Below are 16,491 nucleotides of genomic sequence, written 5' to 3' on the forward strand. Positions count from 1 at the left end.
TCTCAGTAGCCCGGAGGACAGCCCACGGTGCCGGAGCGGTACGCACCCGAGTTCCGTCGTAAGGTCCTCGCCCTAGTCGCGTCCGACCGCCGTGTCAGCCAGGTCGCGGCGGACCTCGACATCAGCGACCGGTTGCCACGGGCTCACCGACGATCCAAGCGGCTCGAACTACTCCAATCGAGCGCATCTCCGTAGTTCTCTGTCATGGCGGCGAGGGCACCTCGTCACCCCGGCGTCCATCCCCGTTCCGACGTCGAGGACCGCGCCATGACGGTGTCCGCCCTGTCACGCCCGACCACGCTTGCCGAGTGGATCGCCGCGACCATCCCACCGGGCATCCCGGCCCTGGACACCGCTCCGGTCGGAAGTGTGCGCTTCCTGTTCTACGGTCGCGCTTCCACCCGTGAACACCAGGACCCGCGTACCTCGCGGGCGTGGCAGCTGGATGTCGCGCGCAGGCTCATCGGAGGGCACGGCGCGATCGTGGGGGAGTACTTCGAGGTCGGGTGTTCCCGTCAGGTGCCGTGGCATCTACGGCCTCAGGCCGCGGCGATGCTGCGCTACATCGCGGCCAACGCGGACCGGGTCGACGCGGTGGTGGTCGGCGAGTACGAGCGTGCGTTCCTCGACGGCGCCCAGGTGCGGGAGTTGCGGGCGGTGCTGGAGCAGTTCGGGGTGCAGCTGTGGTTGCCGGAGGCCGAGGGGCCGGTGGACTTCGACAACCCCGCGCACGAAGCGCTGCTGGCGCTGCTGGCGAAGCGCTCGCTCACGGAGGTGTTGCGTTCCCGGCACCGGGTCGTCACGGCCATGCGGATGCAGACCGTCGAGCAGGGACGTTACCTCGGCGGCAGACCGCCCTACGGCTACCGGCTGGTTGACGCTGGCCCGCATCCGAATCGGGCGTTGGCGCGGCGCGGGGTGCGGCAGCAGCGGCTCGTGCCCGACCCGTCCACCGCACCCACCGTGAAGCTGATCTTCTCTCTACGGCTGGCCGGGCACAGTGCTGCGGGCATCGCCCGCTACCTCAACGAGCGGGCCGTGCCCAGTCCTACGAGGGCGGACGCGGAGCGCGACGGACGTCGAGGCGACCGTGGTTGTTGGTCGCTGCGTACGGTGGTGGAGATCCTGAGGAATCCGCGCTACACCGGTCATCAGGTGTGGAACCGCACCAGTGCCGACCGCGCCACCCGTTCGCCGAGCGGGCGTCGGACCAGCGTGCGCAACGAGCAACATACGTGGGCGATCTCGACGCACATCGCCCACGCGCCGCTGGTGTCCGAGCGGGATTTCGTCGCCGCTCAGACCGTTCAGGCCACCAGGAACAGCACCGACCAGGCCGACGCTGTTGGCGGTGAGTGCGCCTACTTGTTGGCGGGCAGGCTCCAGTGTGGGTTGTGCGGGCGGAAGATGGACTCGCACCGTTCCCACGGTCGTGCCGCTTACCGTTGCCGTCACGGTCACACCAGCGCCCGTACCCGACCGGAGGGTGCGCCGGGCAACCTCTATCTGCGCGAGGATCACCTGCTGGCCCGCATCGGCGCACACCTCACCGCCGTGGGTGTCGCCGACAACCCATGCCCGGAGGAGACCGCGCGGCTAGTCGAGGAACTCGGGCTCGTCTTCCGCTGCGACGCCGTCGGGGTCGCGCTGCTCGACCATGGCAACACCGGGCGAGCGCGCACATTACGCAGACGCGTGGCACCGCAGCCCGTCAATGGCATACCTGGGACCGGAGATCCTGGAAAGGCGGGCGAACAACTCCTGCTGACTGTGAGCGGCGCGACGGCCTCCGAGGCGGATCAGCCCGACGCCACAGGTCAGGTCGATGCACCGGCTCACAGAATCCGCCTCACGCGCCAGCCTCTCCGGCGACCGATCCGCCCGGCAGTGCCCCGGCACCGGCAGAGCGGGTTCCACGTCGCCCTCCGCACCACCCGTTCGCGGGACGCATCCCGGGCCGGGGGAGTTGCGTACCCGCCGCCGGGCGAGCACGGCCGTGACCGCGGTCGACAGGTCGTGGGACGAGCCGGACGCCGCCCACTGCTCCTGCCCTCGCACCGGCAGACACTCTACGAGCAGCGACCATCGGGTAGGGTCGAAGCAGGGTCGGGAAACACAAAGCCCCACGAGACTTCCAGGTGACCTGGAGATATCTCGCGGGGCAAATTATGTGTCCGACTTGTTCACTATTCACACGCCTCGCTCTCGCGAATCCTGCCTAATTGAACATTCATTCCGAATCTACGATGCAGAATGAATGTTCACGGCGAGGTATACGCATTCGCGCAACGTTTTCTGCCGGTGTACATAGGGTGAATGGTGCGAAGTTGGCACGCTTGCCAAGAATGGCAATCTTGATTAAGGATTAAATCAGGCACGGACGGTAATCGCCTCGTCACTGCTAGCGGTATGCGTTTCTCGCAGTACGCAGGCATCCTAAAGATGTGCTGATGGTAGCGACCTCATCACTAAGAGTTTGCAGCGATCGTGGATTCGCTCGAAAGAGTGAGTGGCATCCGTCTTGAACGATGCCACACTACTCCTACTAACATGGCTTCACGATACCGCATCTTGTCCCTTGTGATTCGGAAGGGTTACTTCTCATGAATGCCACGGCTTGGGTTGCAGTCGCCGGACTAGCGACTACTTTGCTAGCGCCGATAGCTACAGAGAAAGTGCGTAGAGAGAGTCTCCGAATCGATAGGCTGTTCGAGCTTCGTTTGGATCTATACAGCGATCTGCTACGTGTAACTGCTCGCTTGGTAGACAATGCTGAAGCGTGGTCCGCTACGCCTACTGCGGATATGAAGGAAACTGATGACGAAGAGCTTAATCGTCTAGTGGCGCGTGCGCGTGCGGTAGCTGACAAAAAAGTCTATGTTGTTTTCATGAGTAAAATAACGAAGCATGTTCATGTGTTCAACCGTGAACTGTCTGTTGCTAAGGAACATCATCAGGCGCTTCTCGAGAGCGGAGTAGTAGATGATGATGTTAGCATAAAGCAGCGATCAGCTCTGGGCATTCTCGCTGGACGAATCCGTGAGGGTTCTGAGGAGTTGGAGCGTGTGGTCCGTGGTGAGCTTGGATGTGATTAAAATTTGCTCTGAGGATGAATTCGATTAGTGATGACTGTGGTTCGGAAGTCTAGATCTAGGCGGAGGCAGTGCAGAGATCAGTGCCGGGTGTGGTTGCCGCAATTGGACGCATAGATGTATTGTCGTAGTCCGAAGGTGAAATGGTGCAACAATCTGAGGGTTGGTATCAGTCGTTACGGATTAATCTCAACGCTCACTGACCTAGAGGAACGCGAAGAGCCGTAGGATGCTTACTGTCTACTTGGATCAAAACCATTGGGTTGAGCTATTGAAGGCGCGGCACGGCAGGGGGTCGGATATCGCAAATAAGGTTCTCGATAGCCTATCGCGCCTGGTCGCGGCTAATCTGGTGTGTATTCCATTATCCTCATCTCACTACCTAGAGACGTGGCACCGAGGAGATGGCAAGTCAAGGCATGCTCTGGCGGAAGTTATGCGTGACTTGTCATCCTATCGCACTGTTGCACCTATTCACCGCATGGAAGTCTTCGAAGTTGAGAGTGTCCTGCTCGAGAAGTTTCGGGCACCTGATTGTGTGTGCGAGCGCATAAAGCCGTCCGACCGGTTCCTCGGTAGAGGTGTAGCTCATGCGTTCGGCACTATTACGGGTCGAATGAGGTTAGTTAGTAGTGTTGAGAAAGATGGACAGCCGGAAGGTGAGGAACTCGAACCAGACGATGAGTTGCGTAAGATGTTCGAGAAAGCCAATTCCCTAGACAATGATTCATATGAATGGTGGTCATTGGCGGGCCCGGAAGGGGACATAGATTACGAGGATTTCGACACGCAGGGGACGCATCGAATAGGACTACTGTGGGCTGCGGCTGAATCTCAACTTGGGGAACTCGCACGTGCGGACAATAGGCGTTACTTCGATAAGGTTATATTCACTAAGATCCTGATCGAGTTGACTGAGACGATGAACCGGGTAGCGCCGTTTCATCGTCTTGATCCTGTCGAAATTTATCTTAAGCTGGTCGACCCAGGATCGAACTTCGGCGTTCCGGAATTCGTACAGTCCATGCCTACTCGGGCTTGCATACTGGCTGTTCGTCGAGCAAAGTCCAAGAACCCGCAATGGCGTTGGTCGCAGCACGACTATGTCGACGCCACTGGACTTTGTGGTGTAGTTCCTTACGTAGACGTGGTCGTCACGGAGAAGCAATGGTCCCACCTCTTCAATGCGGCGGGCTTGGGGAAGGTTTACGGCACTAAAATTCTGGGAAGACTGGCTGATTTGGTTCCAATTCTGGCGCATGTGGAAGGTTCACATTCAAGCAGATAGATGACCCTGTATGTCTTTCGTGGGTCAGTGTCGGGTCATTCACTTCGGTGGAACCGTTGGTCAAGCTGTGATCAGCGGATCGTCTGAGGTGGTGATGGTCGTGGTGTGGAGTGATTTGGCGAGTGACTTCGGCGGCATCGTGCTGTTCCTGGTGTGGCTCGTAATCCCTTTGCTCTACCTCGTCGCCGTTGGTAGGCGGTACGTGCGGCAGTGCCAGGAGAACGCACAGGCGGCGGTTTGGGCGCGGGATGAGGTGCGCCTGATCCGTGAGGAGCAGAGGGAAGGCAGTCATGGTCTTGACGCTGAAGAGTGACGGGGGCCAGGGAGAGGGTGGGGAGACGCCCGCTTCGTTGTTCGATGATCCGAAGATCGTCGGTGAGGTTCAGGAGTTGGTGGACGATCAGGCCCCGCGGGTGTTTGCGGTGGTGCAGGAGACGTTCGGGCCTCCGGAGGACTTGCAGATCGTCGCGTGGGGGATGACCACCAAGACCGGTGTGGAGGTGGTCGGGGTTCATGGTGGGACGCGCATGGCTCTCCAGTCGGCGGAGAACGCGCTGATCTTCTACCGGGTCGGTGGGCGTGCGATTCCCCGGATTTTCTGGGTTGGTGGCGAAGGTGGGGAGTAGCGGGCTGGAGACCGCGTTGGAGTGCGTCTCACGAGGGTGGCCTGTGGTTCCGGGGGCGCTGTGGGTTGATGACACCTACGTCGATCCCGTGACGGGCGCTGACTCCGATGTGCTCGCCCTGTCGTCTCCGGCGTTGGCGACGCTGGACCCGGGCGAGGTCCGGCGGTTGTGGCTGGCGGTGGTGGAGGGTGTCACGCGGTCGACGTTGGCTGTCCTTGGGACGCTGTTGATGGCGATCGTCGTGGAGCTGGAGCGAGCGCGGCGGGTGATTGAGTCGGAGGCGTTCAGAGCTTCGCCGACGCCAGTGGTAGTGCTGCCGGTCCCGATGTTCGGCGTGATGATCGAGTCGGCGGTGTTCGTCGTGTCGTCGGACGAAGGGTTGGACGAGAAGTTGGTCTTCCCCGCGGACGGGTTGCTGCCGCTGCCGCCGACTGTGGTCGAGGGGTACGAGACGCGGTGGCTGGTGTCGCCGATTGAGTGTGACGGGCTGATGGGCGGGCCGGAGCTGGCGCGGCTGTTGGCGCTGGAGACTTCCAACCGTCGTTGACCGCACCTTCGACGGTTGGGCATGGGGTGCCGGACGCCTCCCCCGGCACCTGTGGGACGGGACGGCCGTGTGCGAACCATCCATTCGGATGGCGTCGCACACGGCCGTTTCGTGCGTTTGGGACGGGTTCGCGTGTCCCGTCCTAGCCGTCACTGCTGGGTGTTTCCGCTGGTCAATGCCAGTACGGAGGTTGTCCCGTTGATCGGGACGGGTTGGCCTGGTGGGACAGGGCTGGGGACGGGTCGGTGTTACGTGGTGACACACTGAAATCAACGGTTTGTCAGCGCAGAATCAGCCGGTGGTGAGGTGGTCATGCGGACGGCGCGTACGGTGCTTGAGCAGAAGATTTGGGACCGACAGCAGACGCTGGAGGAGTTCGCCGAGTACGTCGAGGTCTTCGCGAGGGAGGCCCGAGAGCCCGGCACGATCAGCTTGCGGCACCTCCACAGGCTCGCTGCGGGGCGGCGGTCATCTGGTCAGCCGCTTGGTCCCGTGCGGCCGGTGACTGCTCGGCTGTTGGAGAAGATTTTCCGGACCAGCATCCATGATCTGTTGGCGGAGCCTTCGGCCGCTGGCTCCGCGGGGAACGGGGTCGGCAAGCTGGATGTGCGTGGGAACGCCGACTTGGCTGACATGGCGGACTGGTTGGACGAGCGGGCCGGGTGGTCGCCGGGGGAGAGTCGGGCGAAGGTTCACGCGAAGCTGGCTACGTTCGAGGCGGGAACGCTGGTCGACCGTCGGTATCGGCGCGCGAGGGCGAGTCGAGAGCAGATCGTTCGTGCGCTGCGTGCGTACTACCGGCGTGGAGTCGCGGGGTACGACATGTACCGGGTGCGTTGTGGTCGCGAAGACGTCAGGACCAGCATCCTTGCGCGTCCCGAGTGGCTTGCTTACTCCGCTCCGCTGACTGCGGAGAACGACCGCTTGGTGCTTGCCGGCCGTCGTGACGGCTTGCGTGCTGGCTTGAGTGAGGCGGCGTCGGAAGCGGCTGTGGCGCGACTCGCTGAGTGGGCCGCGCTGGACGTGAGGGTCATGAACCGGCCGCTCTACCGGCTGTTGAGCGTCGACGTCGGCTCGACTATCGGCGGCACGGTGGGTCTGGTGGACTTCGCCGAGTACGCGCTGACTGCGGATCTGCTGGAAGGCGAGCTGGTAGACGCGGTGGCTGCTGGCGCTGGACCTGGTGCGCTGCCGCTTCGGCGCGAGTTCTTGCCGAGTCTCGACGCCGTGCTCGACCTGCCGGGGCGGGTGTGCGCGGGTGGTGTGCTGGCGCTATGTGCGATCGCTCGGCCGCGTGATCCGTACCGTGGGGCGCCGGACTTCGCGCTGTTGGTTCAGGAGCGGTCCGGGCATGTGCTCAACACGTCGGGACGGCTTGCCGTCGTGCCGAAGGGTTTCCACCAGCCGTTGACCGATGTGCGCGCGGATGCTCCGGTCAGTGCCACCCTGCTCCGTGAGCTTGAAGAGGAGCTGTTCGGGCGGGACGAGGTGGACACCACGATGGGGGAGGGCCGTGCGGCTTCTCCGATGCACCCTGGTCGGTGGTCTGCGCCGATGCGGTGGCTGCGTGGTGATCCGAGCAGGATGCGGATGGAGTGCACTGGATTTGGGCTCAACCTGGTGAGCGGGAATTACGAGTTCGCCAGTCTTGTGGTAATCGAGGATGAGGAGTTTTGGACGCGCTTCGGTGGGGCGGTTGAGGCCAACTGGGAGGCGTCAGGACTGCGGTTGTACTCAAGTCTTGATGAAGAATTGATCGCCGATTTGGTGACGCACGAGTCCTGGAGCAACGAAGGGCTGTTCGCGTTGCTCCAGGGACTTCGGCGGCTTGCGGAGATCGGTGGCCCGCGCGTGAAGCTGCCGACGATCGAGGTGTCAGGTCTGTGACGGCCAACGGACCGTGAGGACGGTCGAGTCCTCGAGCGCTTCCCACGAGTGGTCGACGCCGGCACCCCACATCACGTAGTCACCGGGGCGGGTCATGGTGGTGTTGCCCTCGGTGGTGTCGACGCGGAAGTTGCCGTGTACCAACAAGACCAAGGTCGTTCGCTGGTCGTCGGAGGTCCACTCGATACGCTTGTCGCCTGCGGGGTGGTTGAACCACTTGACCTCAACGTCCTTCTGGGACCGGACGCCCTCCGACGGGTCGATGAAGTGGCCTACCAGCCAGCCGCGGGTCGCCGCGCCGTCTTCGTTGGCGTTTCCGGCTTGCCAGTTGGCGGTCACTCTGTCTCCCATTCGATCGTTGGCAAATTCACGCGACTCCCGCCGATTTGCTGTAGACGGCGGAGGCCTTGGAGGAGCGCGAACAGTCCTTCGTTGCTCCACGCTACATCGCTGGTCAGTTCTTCAAGACTGTCGGTGTCGAGGCTGGAGAACTGGCGCAGGTTCGATGCTTCCCAGTTCGCTCGAACCTGTCCGCCGAACTCGGTCCAGAACTGCTCGTCTTCGATGACGATCAGGCTGGCAAACTCGAAGTTGCCGCTGACGAGGTTCAAGCCGAAGCCGGTGCACTCCATCTGAAGGCGGCCCGGTTCGGCGAGCAGCCAGCGCATCGGCTCGGAGAGGCGAGTCGGGTGCATCGGGTCCGCGTGGCGTTGGTCGCTGACGGTGTTGTCGATGTCGTCACGGCCGAACAGCTCCTCTTCCATCTCGCGTCGGAGCGTTGCGCCGATCTGGGCGTCGGCCCGGTAGTCGGTCAGTGGCTGGTGGAAGCCCTTGGGGATCACGGCCAAGCGGCGTGCGGCGTTGATGACGTGGCCTGAGCGTTCCTGGACCAGCAGGAGGTAGTCCGCTTCGCCGCGGAACGGGTCGGCCGGTCGTGCGATCGCAGTCAGGGCGAGTGCGCCGCCGGCACACATGCGGTCGGAGACGCCGAGGACCGAAGGCAGGTCGGGTAGGTAGGCGTCGCGGAGGGGTAGGGCACCGGGGCTGATCGGCTGGCCGGTGGTGAGAGCGTCGACCAGTTCGCCTTCGAGCAGGTCCATCGTCACCACGTACCCCACGAAGTTGGTCACGCCCACGGTGCCGGCGAGCGTCTGTTTCCGTACGCCCACGGCGAGCAAGCGGTACAGCGGCATGTTGACCATGCGGTTGCCGAGGGCCAGGGCTTCGGCCAACCGCTGAGCCGCGCGTCCGGCGCTCTCCTCGTCCATCGTCTGTTGATCGTTAGGGGTTACGGCCGACAGCTTGAGTTGGTCGTGGATCGGGATGAGCGGGCAGTCGAGGTCGAGCCAATCCGGGTGCGTGAGCACGGTCGTGGATGCGCGCGTGTTGGAGCCGAAGCGCGCGGCATAGCGGCCGTGGCCGGTGGTGGCCGTGCCGTAGTAGTCGGCGAGCGCTCGTGCTGTGTCGCGCTGGTTCACCCGTCCTCGGCGGACGCCTCGGTCCTGAAGAGCGCTGACGTCGAGGCGCACGAGGCGGGCGGCGACGTCGCGCCGTGCCGTTCCCGGCTCCCAGCCCGCGTGCTGGTCGAGCCAGTCGAGCGCGGCGACGATGTTCGGGTCGGAGCTGAGCCGTAGTTCGGCGTCGGCTGCCGAGCCGTCCGGCAGGTCGAGCTTCGGTTCGGTGATCAGAGCGGCGAACCTGGCCTTGACCGCTGGGTCCGCCTGGTCGTGGGCGGTGTCGAGGAGCTGTTGCATCTCGGACTTCGGTTTGAGGTCCGGTTTCTGGTGCCAGCCGGCGACCGTGCGGACGGCGATTCCCAGGCGTTCGGCGAACGCTTCGTTGGTGAGGCGCATGGCTGCCTGAAGGGCGCTGGCAGTTCGGCCGGTCCAACCCTCGTGCTGGCTCATCTTCTCGCTACCCCCGGAGCGATGTGCACTGGTGGTGCACTGGATGTGCATCGGTGATGCATGGGGCTGACGGCGTCTCCGCTGTGGAATTGAGCCTATGGAAAGCAGCTCGCTCTACCAGCGGAAATGCATCGCGCTAGCGGCGGTCGCGGACGTGTTCGATCACGGTCGAGAGGTCCGACTTGAGGTCGTCGAGGCGGTCGGTGATGTCGTTGAGCCGCTGCTCGAAACCGTCCAAACGGGACCAGAGGCTGTCGGTCGGGTTGGTGATCGGCTCGTCGGCTTCCGGTGGCCTCCGACCGTGCAGCACGGAGTCCAGGTGTTGCGGGTGCCAGCCGAGGGTTGTCGACAGGGACTCCAGGGTCCGCGGGCTGCGGCGGCGCTCGACTGTGTGGTGCTGGATCTCGCGCACGATCGCTTGGGAGACGTGCGAGCGTTCCGCAAGCTCCCGTTGACGCCAACCCAGCTCATTCACGCGCTGGTTGATGGCCTTGGCGACTGCCGCCCAATCCTCCGACACGTATTCCTCCGCGCTCCGCCTCAGCGCTGAGATTAGCCGTCTTCCGCTGTTCCGTGACGTGACACGGCGCATTTCGCGCCGGGTGCGATCAAACGCGCCTTCCGTTGCGCTGAAATCAGCAATTTAGAGCTGAAATCGTCAGCTCGATAAGTCGAAGGGCTTTTCTGATGCGTACTTCTCTGCCTTCTTCCGGTTACACGGTTCGTCAAGCCGCTTGGCTGCTCGGCGTCGAACCGTCCACCCTCTACCGCGCCGTTCGGCTCGGCAGGCTGCCGCTGGTGCGGCGGCGCGGCCGGTTCGTCATCCCGGCGAACGTGCTGGTGCGGCTGCTCGGCGAGCCCCGTTCGGGAGGCACGCCGTGAACCTGGTTGCGATCGCGTGGGGGTTGGACCGGCTCAGGTGGGTGCCGAGTGAGGTGCTGGCCCTGGTCGTGGAACGCGACGGGCTGTGCATGGAGGCGTTCCCGGACCTACCGCCGTGGGTGGACGAGGAGATGACCGATCGAGAGCTGGCCGCGCGCATGTGCGCTGGCTGCCCGGTGCGGGACGAGTGCTTGGAACTGGCGTTGCGCACAGCCGGTGTGGACACCGTCGGCGTGTGGGGCGGGTTGGCTGCCGACGACCGGCGCGAGTTGCACCCGCACTGGCTGCGACGCGGTGAACGGGTCGAGAGGTGGTCGAGTTCATGAACGCTCTCAGCCTCACTCCGACGCAACTGCTCGCTGGGCTCGTCGTGATCCTGGTGTTGCTGCTCGTCTGGCGGGCTGGTGCTCGGCGAGCGAAGGCCGCCGCGAATGCGTCACGGACAAGTGCGCGGCTGGTGTCGCTCGTCGGTCGGGTGCTGGTGAACGCCGCGCTGATCGTGATCGTCCAGTGGGTGGTGATCACCCAACGCGGTGGCGGGTGGCTGCTGCTGTCGGTGCTCGTCGTGCCGGCACTGTTCGCGTCCTACGCGTTGACGCGGGCGCTCACCGTGACCACCTATGAGCCGTCTCGGCGTCGAGGTGAGCGGCGATGAGCGAGCCGGTTGAGCGGGTGGCTCGGCAGGTCGACCGGTTGTGCTGGACAGGGATCTTGCTCGGGTTGGCGTTCACGATGACCAACGTCCAGCAGTTCGCGGCGGCTGGTGCGTCGGTGTGGTCGCTCGCGTGGTGTGCGGCGTGGCTGCTCGATCCGATGGTGTCGCTGGTGCTGCTGGCGATCCTTCGGGCTGAGCAGGTGACGGCGCGGTATGGCGTCCGGATGGGCGGGTGGGTGCGCGCGGCGAAGTGGTTCACGCTCGCGGCCACGTACGTCATGAACACCTGGAGTGCGTTTGTGGCTGGCTCAGCGGCGCTCGTGGTGCTGCACTCGGTGCCGCCGTTGGTCGTGTTCGTGGCTGCGGAGGCGGTCACGGAGCTGCGGGACAAGCTCGGCTCGGCCGTGAACGCTGCGCCGAGTGCTCCGCCGGCACCGGCGCCATCGGCTCCGCGGACGTCGTTCGCGGACTACCTGGCGGTGGCTCAGGCAGCGCGGACGCCGGACGTGAAAGTGACGCCGGCGTGGGTTCGGGAAGCCACCGGATGCTCGCGCGGACTGTCGTCACGACTCGCGGCGGCGCTCACGGAGGACGGGGGCCGTTCATGAACGGCGACCTGGTGCCCACTGAGCCGGTGCTCGAAGGGGAGGTGGTCGGTGAACCTCGATCGTTGGTTCGGCGACTGGGGAGCGGCTGGCAGCGTGCGCGCGCCGTGCCGCCACAGTTGAAGTCATCACAATCACTTCAGTACTGGCTAAATACAATGCTCATTTCCCTCGTGCGGCTGCCGGGCCAGCTCCTGAGCGGAGTCGGCAGGGGAGCGGTGGTAGCGGCTCGCGCGTGGCGGCGCTGGGTCCGGGTGAAGGACTACCGGGAGGCTGCCGAGCAGTCCGAGAAGTTGGCAGACAAGTTCGTGGAGATCCGCGCCTTGACGTTGTTCCGGTGGAAGGTGACCGGTGTCGTGTTCGGGGCTGCCTCGGCGGCGCTGCTCGTGCTGTACGTGCTCTACGGCCCGATTGTCCTGTGGAGCGCTGCCGGTGTCGCGTCGGTGACGCTGGCGGTCGTGGGGCGGAGGAAAGACGGCTCGCCAGGGCGTAAGGCGGTGTTGTCCGGTCCGCGCACGCTCACGTGGACGATGGACCCGCAAGTCCTGGTCGACGCGTTCCGGGACGCGAAGCTGATCGGCAAGGACGAGACCCTGCGGTTGGTCGAGCGCGCCGCGCGCGTGGGGGAGGGTTGGGCGGTGACGGTCGATCTTCCGGCCACGCGGAAAGCTGTCGACGTCATCAAGAATCGGGACGCGTTGGCATCCGCGTTGGCGGTGGACGAGGTACAGCTCATCGTGGAGCGGGTCCGTGGTCGCGGTGGGCACGCGGGACGGGTGTTCCTGTGGGTGGCCGATGATGACCCGTATGCGGGTCCGCCGTTGCGGACGCCGTTGCTGGATGTGGAGTGGTGGGACGCGTGGCGGCCGGTGCCGTTCGGGCGGGATGCGCGGAACCGGCGGGTTGACCTTCCATTGGTGTGGACGTCGTTGCTCGTCGGTGCGATTCCTCGGCAGGGCAAGACGTTCGCTACGCGGTTGGCTGCGGCTGGGCTCGTGTTGGACCCGCATGCGCGGCTGTATGTGTTCGACGGCAAGGGCGGCAAGGACTGGGAGGCTGCCGAGCAGATCGCCTACCGGTACGTGTGTGGGGACGAGCTTGAGCACGCGTACGCCGTGCGCGATCACCTCGTGGAGTTGGTGGCAGAGGTTCAAGCTCGGTATGCACGAATGGCCACTTTGGACGATGAGGTGTGTCCGGAGTCGAAGATCACGCCAGCTATCTCGCGGGACAAGGATCTGGGGATGCCGATCACCGGTGTGGTGATTGATGAGGTTCAGGTGTTCCTGGAGAACGTGACGCGTGAGCAGGTGGGCGGCAAGAAGACCACGCTCGGCGCGTACATCGCGGACCTGCTGACGTACTTGGTCCGGAAGGGGCCAGCGGCTGGTGTGGTGGTCATCCTGGCCACCCAGCGGCCGGACTCGAACACGATCCCGTCTCGGCTGCGGGCGGTGCTCGGCTCGCGGTTCGCGTTGCGGGTGATGGACTGGCGTGACTCGAACATCGTGCTGGGCGAGCAGATGAATACGCGTGGGTATGACGCTTCGACGTTGCTGCCCAGTCACAAGGGTGTGGGCATCCTGCGGCCGGACGGTGAGACGGACGCCGGGGCGGACATGATCGCGCTGACCGTGCGGACGTACTACATGCCCAACGCCGAGTGGCGGGTGATCTGTGCGCGTGGTCGAGCGTTGAGGGAAGCCGCGGGCACGCTCGCCGGTCACGCCGTTGGCGACAGCGCTTCCCGTCCGGTCGACTCAGCATCGGTGGTCAAGGCACTCGTGAGCGGGACGGCTGACGGGTGGGTCGTGGACCTACCTGAGCCGTTGGCCGCAGTCGTGGACTACCTCGGTGAGGACTTGGACGAGCGGGAGTTCGTGCCCACTGCGGAGCTGGTCGAGGCTCTTGAGGTCGAGGCGGTCATGTTCGCTCGGGAGATGAGCGAGCTTGGGTGCAAGCCGCTTCGGCAGTACGTGCCCGATGGACAGGCCACGCGGCGGGTGCGGGGCTACCTGACGGCGGACATCCGGGCGGCTGTTGATCGGGTAGCGGCTGATGAAATCGGCTCACAAGATGTTGGCGAGGTATGACCGCTGATGAGCGGGTCACGGTACGCGTGCCGAGCGAACTTCCCGTGCTCACGCCTGCTGTCAGTCGTGTACTGCTTGCCATACTGGTGGAGCTGACCGAGGTGGAGGTCTTGGACGGACCTCCGGGAGGGGGTGACCGTGACTGTTGAAATCAGCCGAGACCCGTGGGCGACGCTGGACGAGCTGTTGGGCGTCGAGGTAGCGGACGTGGTTGAGGACGGTATCGGGCCGGTGGCGGCCTATGGGCGGTGCTCGACCGAGGACAACCAGGATCCGGAGACGTCGCGTGGGTGGCAGTTCGGCAACGCCCGGAAGTTCGTCGAGCCGGTGGGCGGTGTGGTTGCCGAGGAGTTCTTCGACATCGGGCAGTCGCGTTCTGTGCCGTGGGAGCGTCGGGAGGAGGCGTCACGGCTGCTCAAGGCGTTGAAGGATCCGTATCGCGGGTGGAACGCCGTGGTGGTGGGAGAGGGGACGCGGTGTTGGTTCGGCAACCAGTTCTCGCTCATCGCGCCGAAGTTCGCCGCGTACGGGGTGGATCTGTGGGTGCCGGAGTTGGGCGGCAAATTCGACCCGCGCAACCCATCGCACAAGATGCTGATGAGCGTGCTCGGTGGGATGAGCGAGTCCGAGCGTCAGCACGTTCAAGCGCGGGTCCGGGCGGCTATGGATGCGCAGGTGCTCAACGAAGGGCGGCACCAGGGCGGACGTGCGCCGTACGGCTACGAGACCGTGGACGGCGGACCACACCCGAACCCGCGCAAGGCTGCCGAGGGGTATCGGCTGCGAGTGTTGGCGATTGACGAGGGATCGGCTTGGGTGGTGCGCCGGATCTTCGCCGAGTACCTGAGCGGGCGGGGTGACCGGGCGATTGCCACCGGGTTGAACCGTGACCGGATCGCTTGCCCTTCGGCACGGCGGCCGGACCAGAACCCGCACCGGCCCGGTGACGGTTGGCAGGGCAGCACGGTAAGGGCGATTCTCGACAATCCCCGGTACACGGGTTACGCGTTCTTCGGCCGGTGGACGCGGCACGAGATGTTGCTCGATCCTGATGACGTGGCGGCCGGGCATGTTGTCCGTTTCCGTCGGGCCAGTGCCGATCGGATCGTCCGGTCACGGAAGCTGGCGCATCCGGAGATCGTGAGCGTCGAGGAGTTCACGCAGGCGCACTTGCTGCGCAAGTCGAAGTCCGCCGGAGGGCTGGCGACGGCCCGGAAGACGGAACGCTCGGAGCGGCCTACGAAACGGACGTACGCGTTCCGTGGTCGGGTGCGGTGCACGGTGTGCGAGCGGAAGATGGAAGCAAGCCCGCGGGCACGCGGCATGTACTACCGCTGCCCTGCAAGGACTCTTCCGACCGGTTCGCCCTACCTGGGCACCCACCCACCGACGATCTATCTCCGCGAGGATGTTCTTCAGGAGGCGGTGAACAAGTGGCTCGGCCAGCTGTTCGCGCCGAAGAACGTTGACCGGACCGTGGCTGCATTGGTTGCCTCACAGGGGACTGAGACCCCCACGAACCACGAGGTGGCGAGGAAGCGGTTGGCCAAGGCGGAACAGGAACTGAGCCGGTTCCAAGCGGCGATCAAGGCGGGAATCGACCCGATGGCGTTGGTAGAGCCCATGAACGAGGCTCAGGCCATGCGGGCGGCGGCCAAGGCTGAACTGGAGGGCACTCCACCGCCGCAGACGCTGACAGCCGCAGAGGTACACGCCATGATCGACTCTCTGGGTAACGTCCGAGCGGTGCTCAACGATGCCAGGGTGGAGAGCTTGGCTGACCTCTACCGTGCCCTTGACCTGCAAGTACGATACAAAAACAATGCCCACGTGGCTGATGTGATCATCAAACCCGTGGGCAATGTGAATAGTGCTCGTGTCCGAGGGGGGACTTGAACCCCCACCCCCTTTCGGGGACTAGCACCTCAAGCTAGCGCGTCTGCCATTCCGCCACCCGGACTCGGCTCTCGCCGTGGTGTGCGCATAGATTACATGATCGTCTTCCGTGGTCCAAATCGGGGTCCCTGGTTGTCAGGTTGGAAGTGTTTGTGCTGGTCACAGGGGTGTCGGTGGAGTGGTGCGGTTCGGGGTGGCGGTGGAGGTCGGTTGGTCGACTCGGTGATGGTGGGGTGGCGGGTGCTTCGGTGGCGGTGGTGGGGGAGAGGGTTGGGCCGGTGGGGGTGGGCGGTTGGGGTGTCGGTGGACGTTGAGGGCTTGGGGGGTGGGACCTGGGGTCACGATTGGGTTCATCGTCAGCCTATTGGGCACTGGTATTTGTTGATCCGAACGGCGACGCTGACGCGGTGACTAATGATGTTCCACCTCTCATCTACGACGACGTGACGGATCTCGTGCCGGTGATGCTTCCGGCCGACGTCGCGACTCGGCTTGACATCGAGACCGAGCGCACCGCGCTGGTCCTGAGGAACCGCGTTCCCGTCTCGGTTATTCGCGCCACGCTGCTCGCCGTGGGCCTCGACCGGGCTCACGTTGCGGCCAGCGCTCTGGTCGCGCGAGCGGCGAATACGGACTGGCAAAAACCCTAATCGGGCGCTGTGTCGGCCGGTCCCGTGTTCGGGTGAACACGGGACCGGTTCGTGTTAGGTGGTTTGTTGTTGCGGCACGAGGAGTCGGCGGCGCGTTGGCCGCCCGTGGCGGGCTTGGGTGAGGAGGGTGGTCGGTGGGGTGTTGTCGGGGGTGATGCTCACGATGCCGATGTCGATGACCCTTTCGGGCGTCGCTGGGGAGGCTGATGGGACTCCGACGAACGTGCTGTGGTCGCGGACTGCGGCGAGGGCGGTCGTGTGGAGGACGGCGCCGAGGGTGGCGGCGGTCGGCAGGACGGTTCCTCGGCGTGGGCGCGGACAGGGGGCGGTGAAGTCGGGATGCACGGCGGCGATGGGGTCGAC

At 64.5% G+C, this 16,491-nt stretch carries 17 protein-coding genes and 1 tRNA gene; 14 read left to right on the plus strand and 4 right to left on the minus strand.

Annotated features, from left to right (window positions below; translation table 11 throughout):
- Positions 1-267 precede the first annotated feature (267 nt).
- The 7 genes from ACZ7GX_RS32670 to ACZ7GX_RS32700 all read left to right on the plus strand — a co-directional run bounded on the left by ACZ7GX_RS32670 (position 268) and on the right by ACZ7GX_RS32700 (position 7,440).
- The gene (locus ACZ7GX_RS32670) at positions 268-2,142 is read left to right on the plus strand and encodes a recombinase family protein (RefSeq protein ID WP_498782336.1); all 1,875 of its coding nucleotides are present in this window, start codon (positions 268-270) and stop codon (positions 2,140-2,142) included.
- Between the two features lie 461 nt (positions 2,143-2,603).
- Positions 2,604-3,095, plus strand: a complete 492-nt coding sequence (locus tag ACZ7GX_RS32675) for a hypothetical protein (RefSeq protein WP_498782338.1) — start codon at positions 2,604-2,606, stop codon at positions 3,093-3,095.
- 226 nt (positions 3,096-3,321) lie between these two features.
- Positions 3,322-4,380: a hypothetical protein gene (locus ACZ7GX_RS32680; protein WP_498782340.1), complete on the plus strand. Its 1,059-nt coding sequence runs from the start codon at positions 3,322-3,324 to the stop codon at positions 4,378-4,380.
- A 94-nt stretch (positions 4,381-4,474) separates the two neighbouring features.
- The gene (locus tag ACZ7GX_RS32685) at positions 4,475-4,693 is read left to right on the plus strand and encodes a hypothetical protein (protein WP_498782342.1); all 219 of its coding nucleotides are present in this window, start codon (positions 4,475-4,477) and stop codon (positions 4,691-4,693) included.
- The gene (locus tag ACZ7GX_RS32690) at positions 4,671-5,006 is read left to right on the plus strand and encodes a hypothetical protein (RefSeq protein WP_498782344.1); all 336 of its coding nucleotides are present in this window, start codon (positions 4,671-4,673) and stop codon (positions 5,004-5,006) included. The genes ACZ7GX_RS32685 and ACZ7GX_RS32690 overlap by 23 nt, the downstream gene beginning before the upstream one ends.
- Complete coding sequence (locus tag ACZ7GX_RS32695) at positions 4,987-5,553, plus strand: hypothetical protein (RefSeq protein WP_498782346.1); 567 nt, start codon at positions 4,987-4,989, stop codon at positions 5,551-5,553. Before ACZ7GX_RS32690 ends, ACZ7GX_RS32695 begins: the two co-directional genes overlap by 20 nt.
- A 330-nt stretch (positions 5,554-5,883) precedes the next feature.
- Positions 5,884-7,440: a transcriptional regulator gene (locus tag ACZ7GX_RS32700; protein WP_498782348.1), complete on the plus strand. Its 1,557-nt coding sequence runs from the start codon at positions 5,884-5,886 to the stop codon at positions 7,438-7,440.
- Here ACZ7GX_RS32700 and ACZ7GX_RS32705 read toward each other — a convergent pair.
- From ACZ7GX_RS32705 to ACZ7GX_RS32715, 3 genes are all read right to left on the minus strand, one after another.
- Complete coding sequence (locus ACZ7GX_RS32705) at positions 7,429-7,779, minus strand: signal peptidase I (RefSeq protein WP_498782350.1); 351 nt, start codon at positions 7,777-7,779, stop codon at positions 7,429-7,431. The genes ACZ7GX_RS32700 and ACZ7GX_RS32705 overlap by 12 nt on opposite strands.
- Positions 7,776-9,347 carry a transcriptional regulator gene (locus ACZ7GX_RS32710; RefSeq protein WP_498782352.1) on the minus strand — a complete coding sequence of 524 codons (1,572 nt, stop codon included), beginning with the start codon at positions 9,345-9,347 and terminating at the stop codon, positions 7,776-7,778. Before ACZ7GX_RS32710 ends, ACZ7GX_RS32705 begins: the two co-directional genes overlap by 4 nt.
- 136 nt (positions 9,348-9,483) lie before the next feature.
- Positions 9,484-9,867: a helix-turn-helix domain-containing protein gene (locus ACZ7GX_RS32715; RefSeq protein ID WP_106614129.1), complete on the minus strand. Its 384-nt coding sequence runs from the start codon at positions 9,865-9,867 to the stop codon at positions 9,484-9,486.
- Between the two features lie 167 nt (positions 9,868-10,034).
- Between ACZ7GX_RS32715 and ACZ7GX_RS32720 the strand changes: the two genes are divergently transcribed.
- The 6 genes from ACZ7GX_RS32720 (at position 10,035) to ACZ7GX_RS32745 (ending at position 15,478) form a co-directional block, all read left to right on the plus strand.
- Positions 10,035-10,229 (plus strand): helix-turn-helix domain-containing protein, encoded by a 195-nt coding sequence (locus ACZ7GX_RS32720; protein ID WP_360455753.1) that lies wholly within the window; start codon positions 10,035-10,037, stop codon positions 10,227-10,229.
- Positions 10,226-10,555, plus strand: coding sequence for a WhiB family transcriptional regulator (locus ACZ7GX_RS32725; protein ID WP_498782354.1), 330 nt, complete (start codon positions 10,226-10,228; stop codon positions 10,553-10,555). Before ACZ7GX_RS32720 ends, ACZ7GX_RS32725 begins: the two co-directional genes overlap by 4 nt.
- Complete coding sequence (locus ACZ7GX_RS32730) at positions 10,552-10,884, plus strand: hypothetical protein (RefSeq protein WP_498782393.1); 333 nt, start codon at positions 10,552-10,554, stop codon at positions 10,882-10,884. The genes ACZ7GX_RS32725 and ACZ7GX_RS32730 overlap by 4 nt, the downstream gene beginning before the upstream one ends.
- Positions 10,881-11,492, plus strand: coding sequence for a hypothetical protein (locus ACZ7GX_RS32735; protein WP_498782356.1), 612 nt, complete (start codon positions 10,881-10,883; stop codon positions 11,490-11,492). The genes ACZ7GX_RS32730 and ACZ7GX_RS32735 overlap by 4 nt, the downstream gene beginning before the upstream one ends.
- Entirely contained in the window at positions 11,489-13,582 is a 2,094-nt protein-coding gene (locus ACZ7GX_RS32740; protein ID WP_498782358.1) for a cell division protein FtsK, read from the plus strand. Before ACZ7GX_RS32735 ends, ACZ7GX_RS32740 begins: the two co-directional genes overlap by 4 nt.
- A 138-nt stretch (positions 13,583-13,720) precedes the next feature.
- Positions 13,721-15,478, plus strand: coding sequence for a recombinase family protein (locus tag ACZ7GX_RS32745; RefSeq protein WP_498782360.1), 1,758 nt, complete (start codon positions 13,721-13,723; stop codon positions 15,476-15,478).
- Here the strand turns inward: ACZ7GX_RS32745 and ACZ7GX_RS32750 are convergent.
- A tRNA-Leu gene (locus tag ACZ7GX_RS32750) sits at positions 15,460-15,542 on the minus strand. The genes ACZ7GX_RS32745 and ACZ7GX_RS32750 overlap by 19 nt on opposite strands.
- A 379-nt stretch (positions 15,543-15,921) precedes the next feature.
- On the opposite strand from ACZ7GX_RS32750, the gene ACZ7GX_RS32755 reads away from it, so the two are divergent.
- Positions 15,922-16,128 (plus strand): hypothetical protein, encoded by a 207-nt coding sequence (locus tag ACZ7GX_RS32755; protein ID WP_498782362.1) that lies wholly within the window; start codon positions 15,922-15,924, stop codon positions 16,126-16,128.
- The last annotated feature ends 363 nt before the right edge of the window (positions 16,129-16,491 follow it).

This window comes from Actinosynnema sp. NPDC037264, from assembly GCF_055603705.1.

What these genes read in the sequence shown, in the direction of transcription:
- ACZ7GX_RS32670 (WP_498782336.1), top strand. Translation starts at nt 268, where the DNA reads ATGACGGTGTCCGCCCTGTCACGCCCGACCACGCTTGCCGAGTGGATC.
- ACZ7GX_RS32675 (WP_498782338.1), top strand. Translation starts at nt 2,604, where the DNA reads ATGAATGCCACGGCTTGGGTTGCAGTCGCCGGACTAGCGACTACTTTG.
- ACZ7GX_RS32680 (WP_498782340.1), top strand. Translation starts at nt 3,322, where the DNA reads ATGCTTACTGTCTACTTGGATCAAAACCATTGGGTTGAGCTATTGAAG.
- ACZ7GX_RS32685 (WP_498782342.1), top strand. Translation starts at nt 4,475, where the DNA reads ATGGTCGTGGTGTGGAGTGATTTGGCGAGTGACTTCGGCGGCATCGTG.
- ACZ7GX_RS32690 (WP_498782344.1), top strand. Translation starts at nt 4,671, where the DNA reads ATGGTCTTGACGCTGAAGAGTGACGGGGGCCAGGGAGAGGGTGGGGAG.
- ACZ7GX_RS32710 (WP_498782352.1), bottom strand. Translation starts at nt 9,347, where the DNA reads ATGAGCCAGCACGAGGGTTGGACCGGCCGAACTGCCAGCGCCCTTCAG.
- ACZ7GX_RS32720 (WP_360455753.1), top strand. Translation starts at nt 10,035, where the DNA reads ATGCGTACTTCTCTGCCTTCTTCCGGTTACACGGTTCGTCAAGCCGCT.
- ACZ7GX_RS32730 (WP_498782393.1), top strand. Translation starts at nt 10,552, where the DNA reads ATGAACGCTCTCAGCCTCACTCCGACGCAACTGCTCGCTGGGCTCGTC.
- ACZ7GX_RS32735 (WP_498782356.1), top strand. Translation starts at nt 10,881, where the DNA reads ATGAGCGAGCCGGTTGAGCGGGTGGCTCGGCAGGTCGACCGGTTGTGC.
- ACZ7GX_RS32740 (WP_498782358.1), top strand. Translation starts at nt 11,489, where the DNA reads ATGAACGGCGACCTGGTGCCCACTGAGCCGGTGCTCGAAGGGGAGGTG.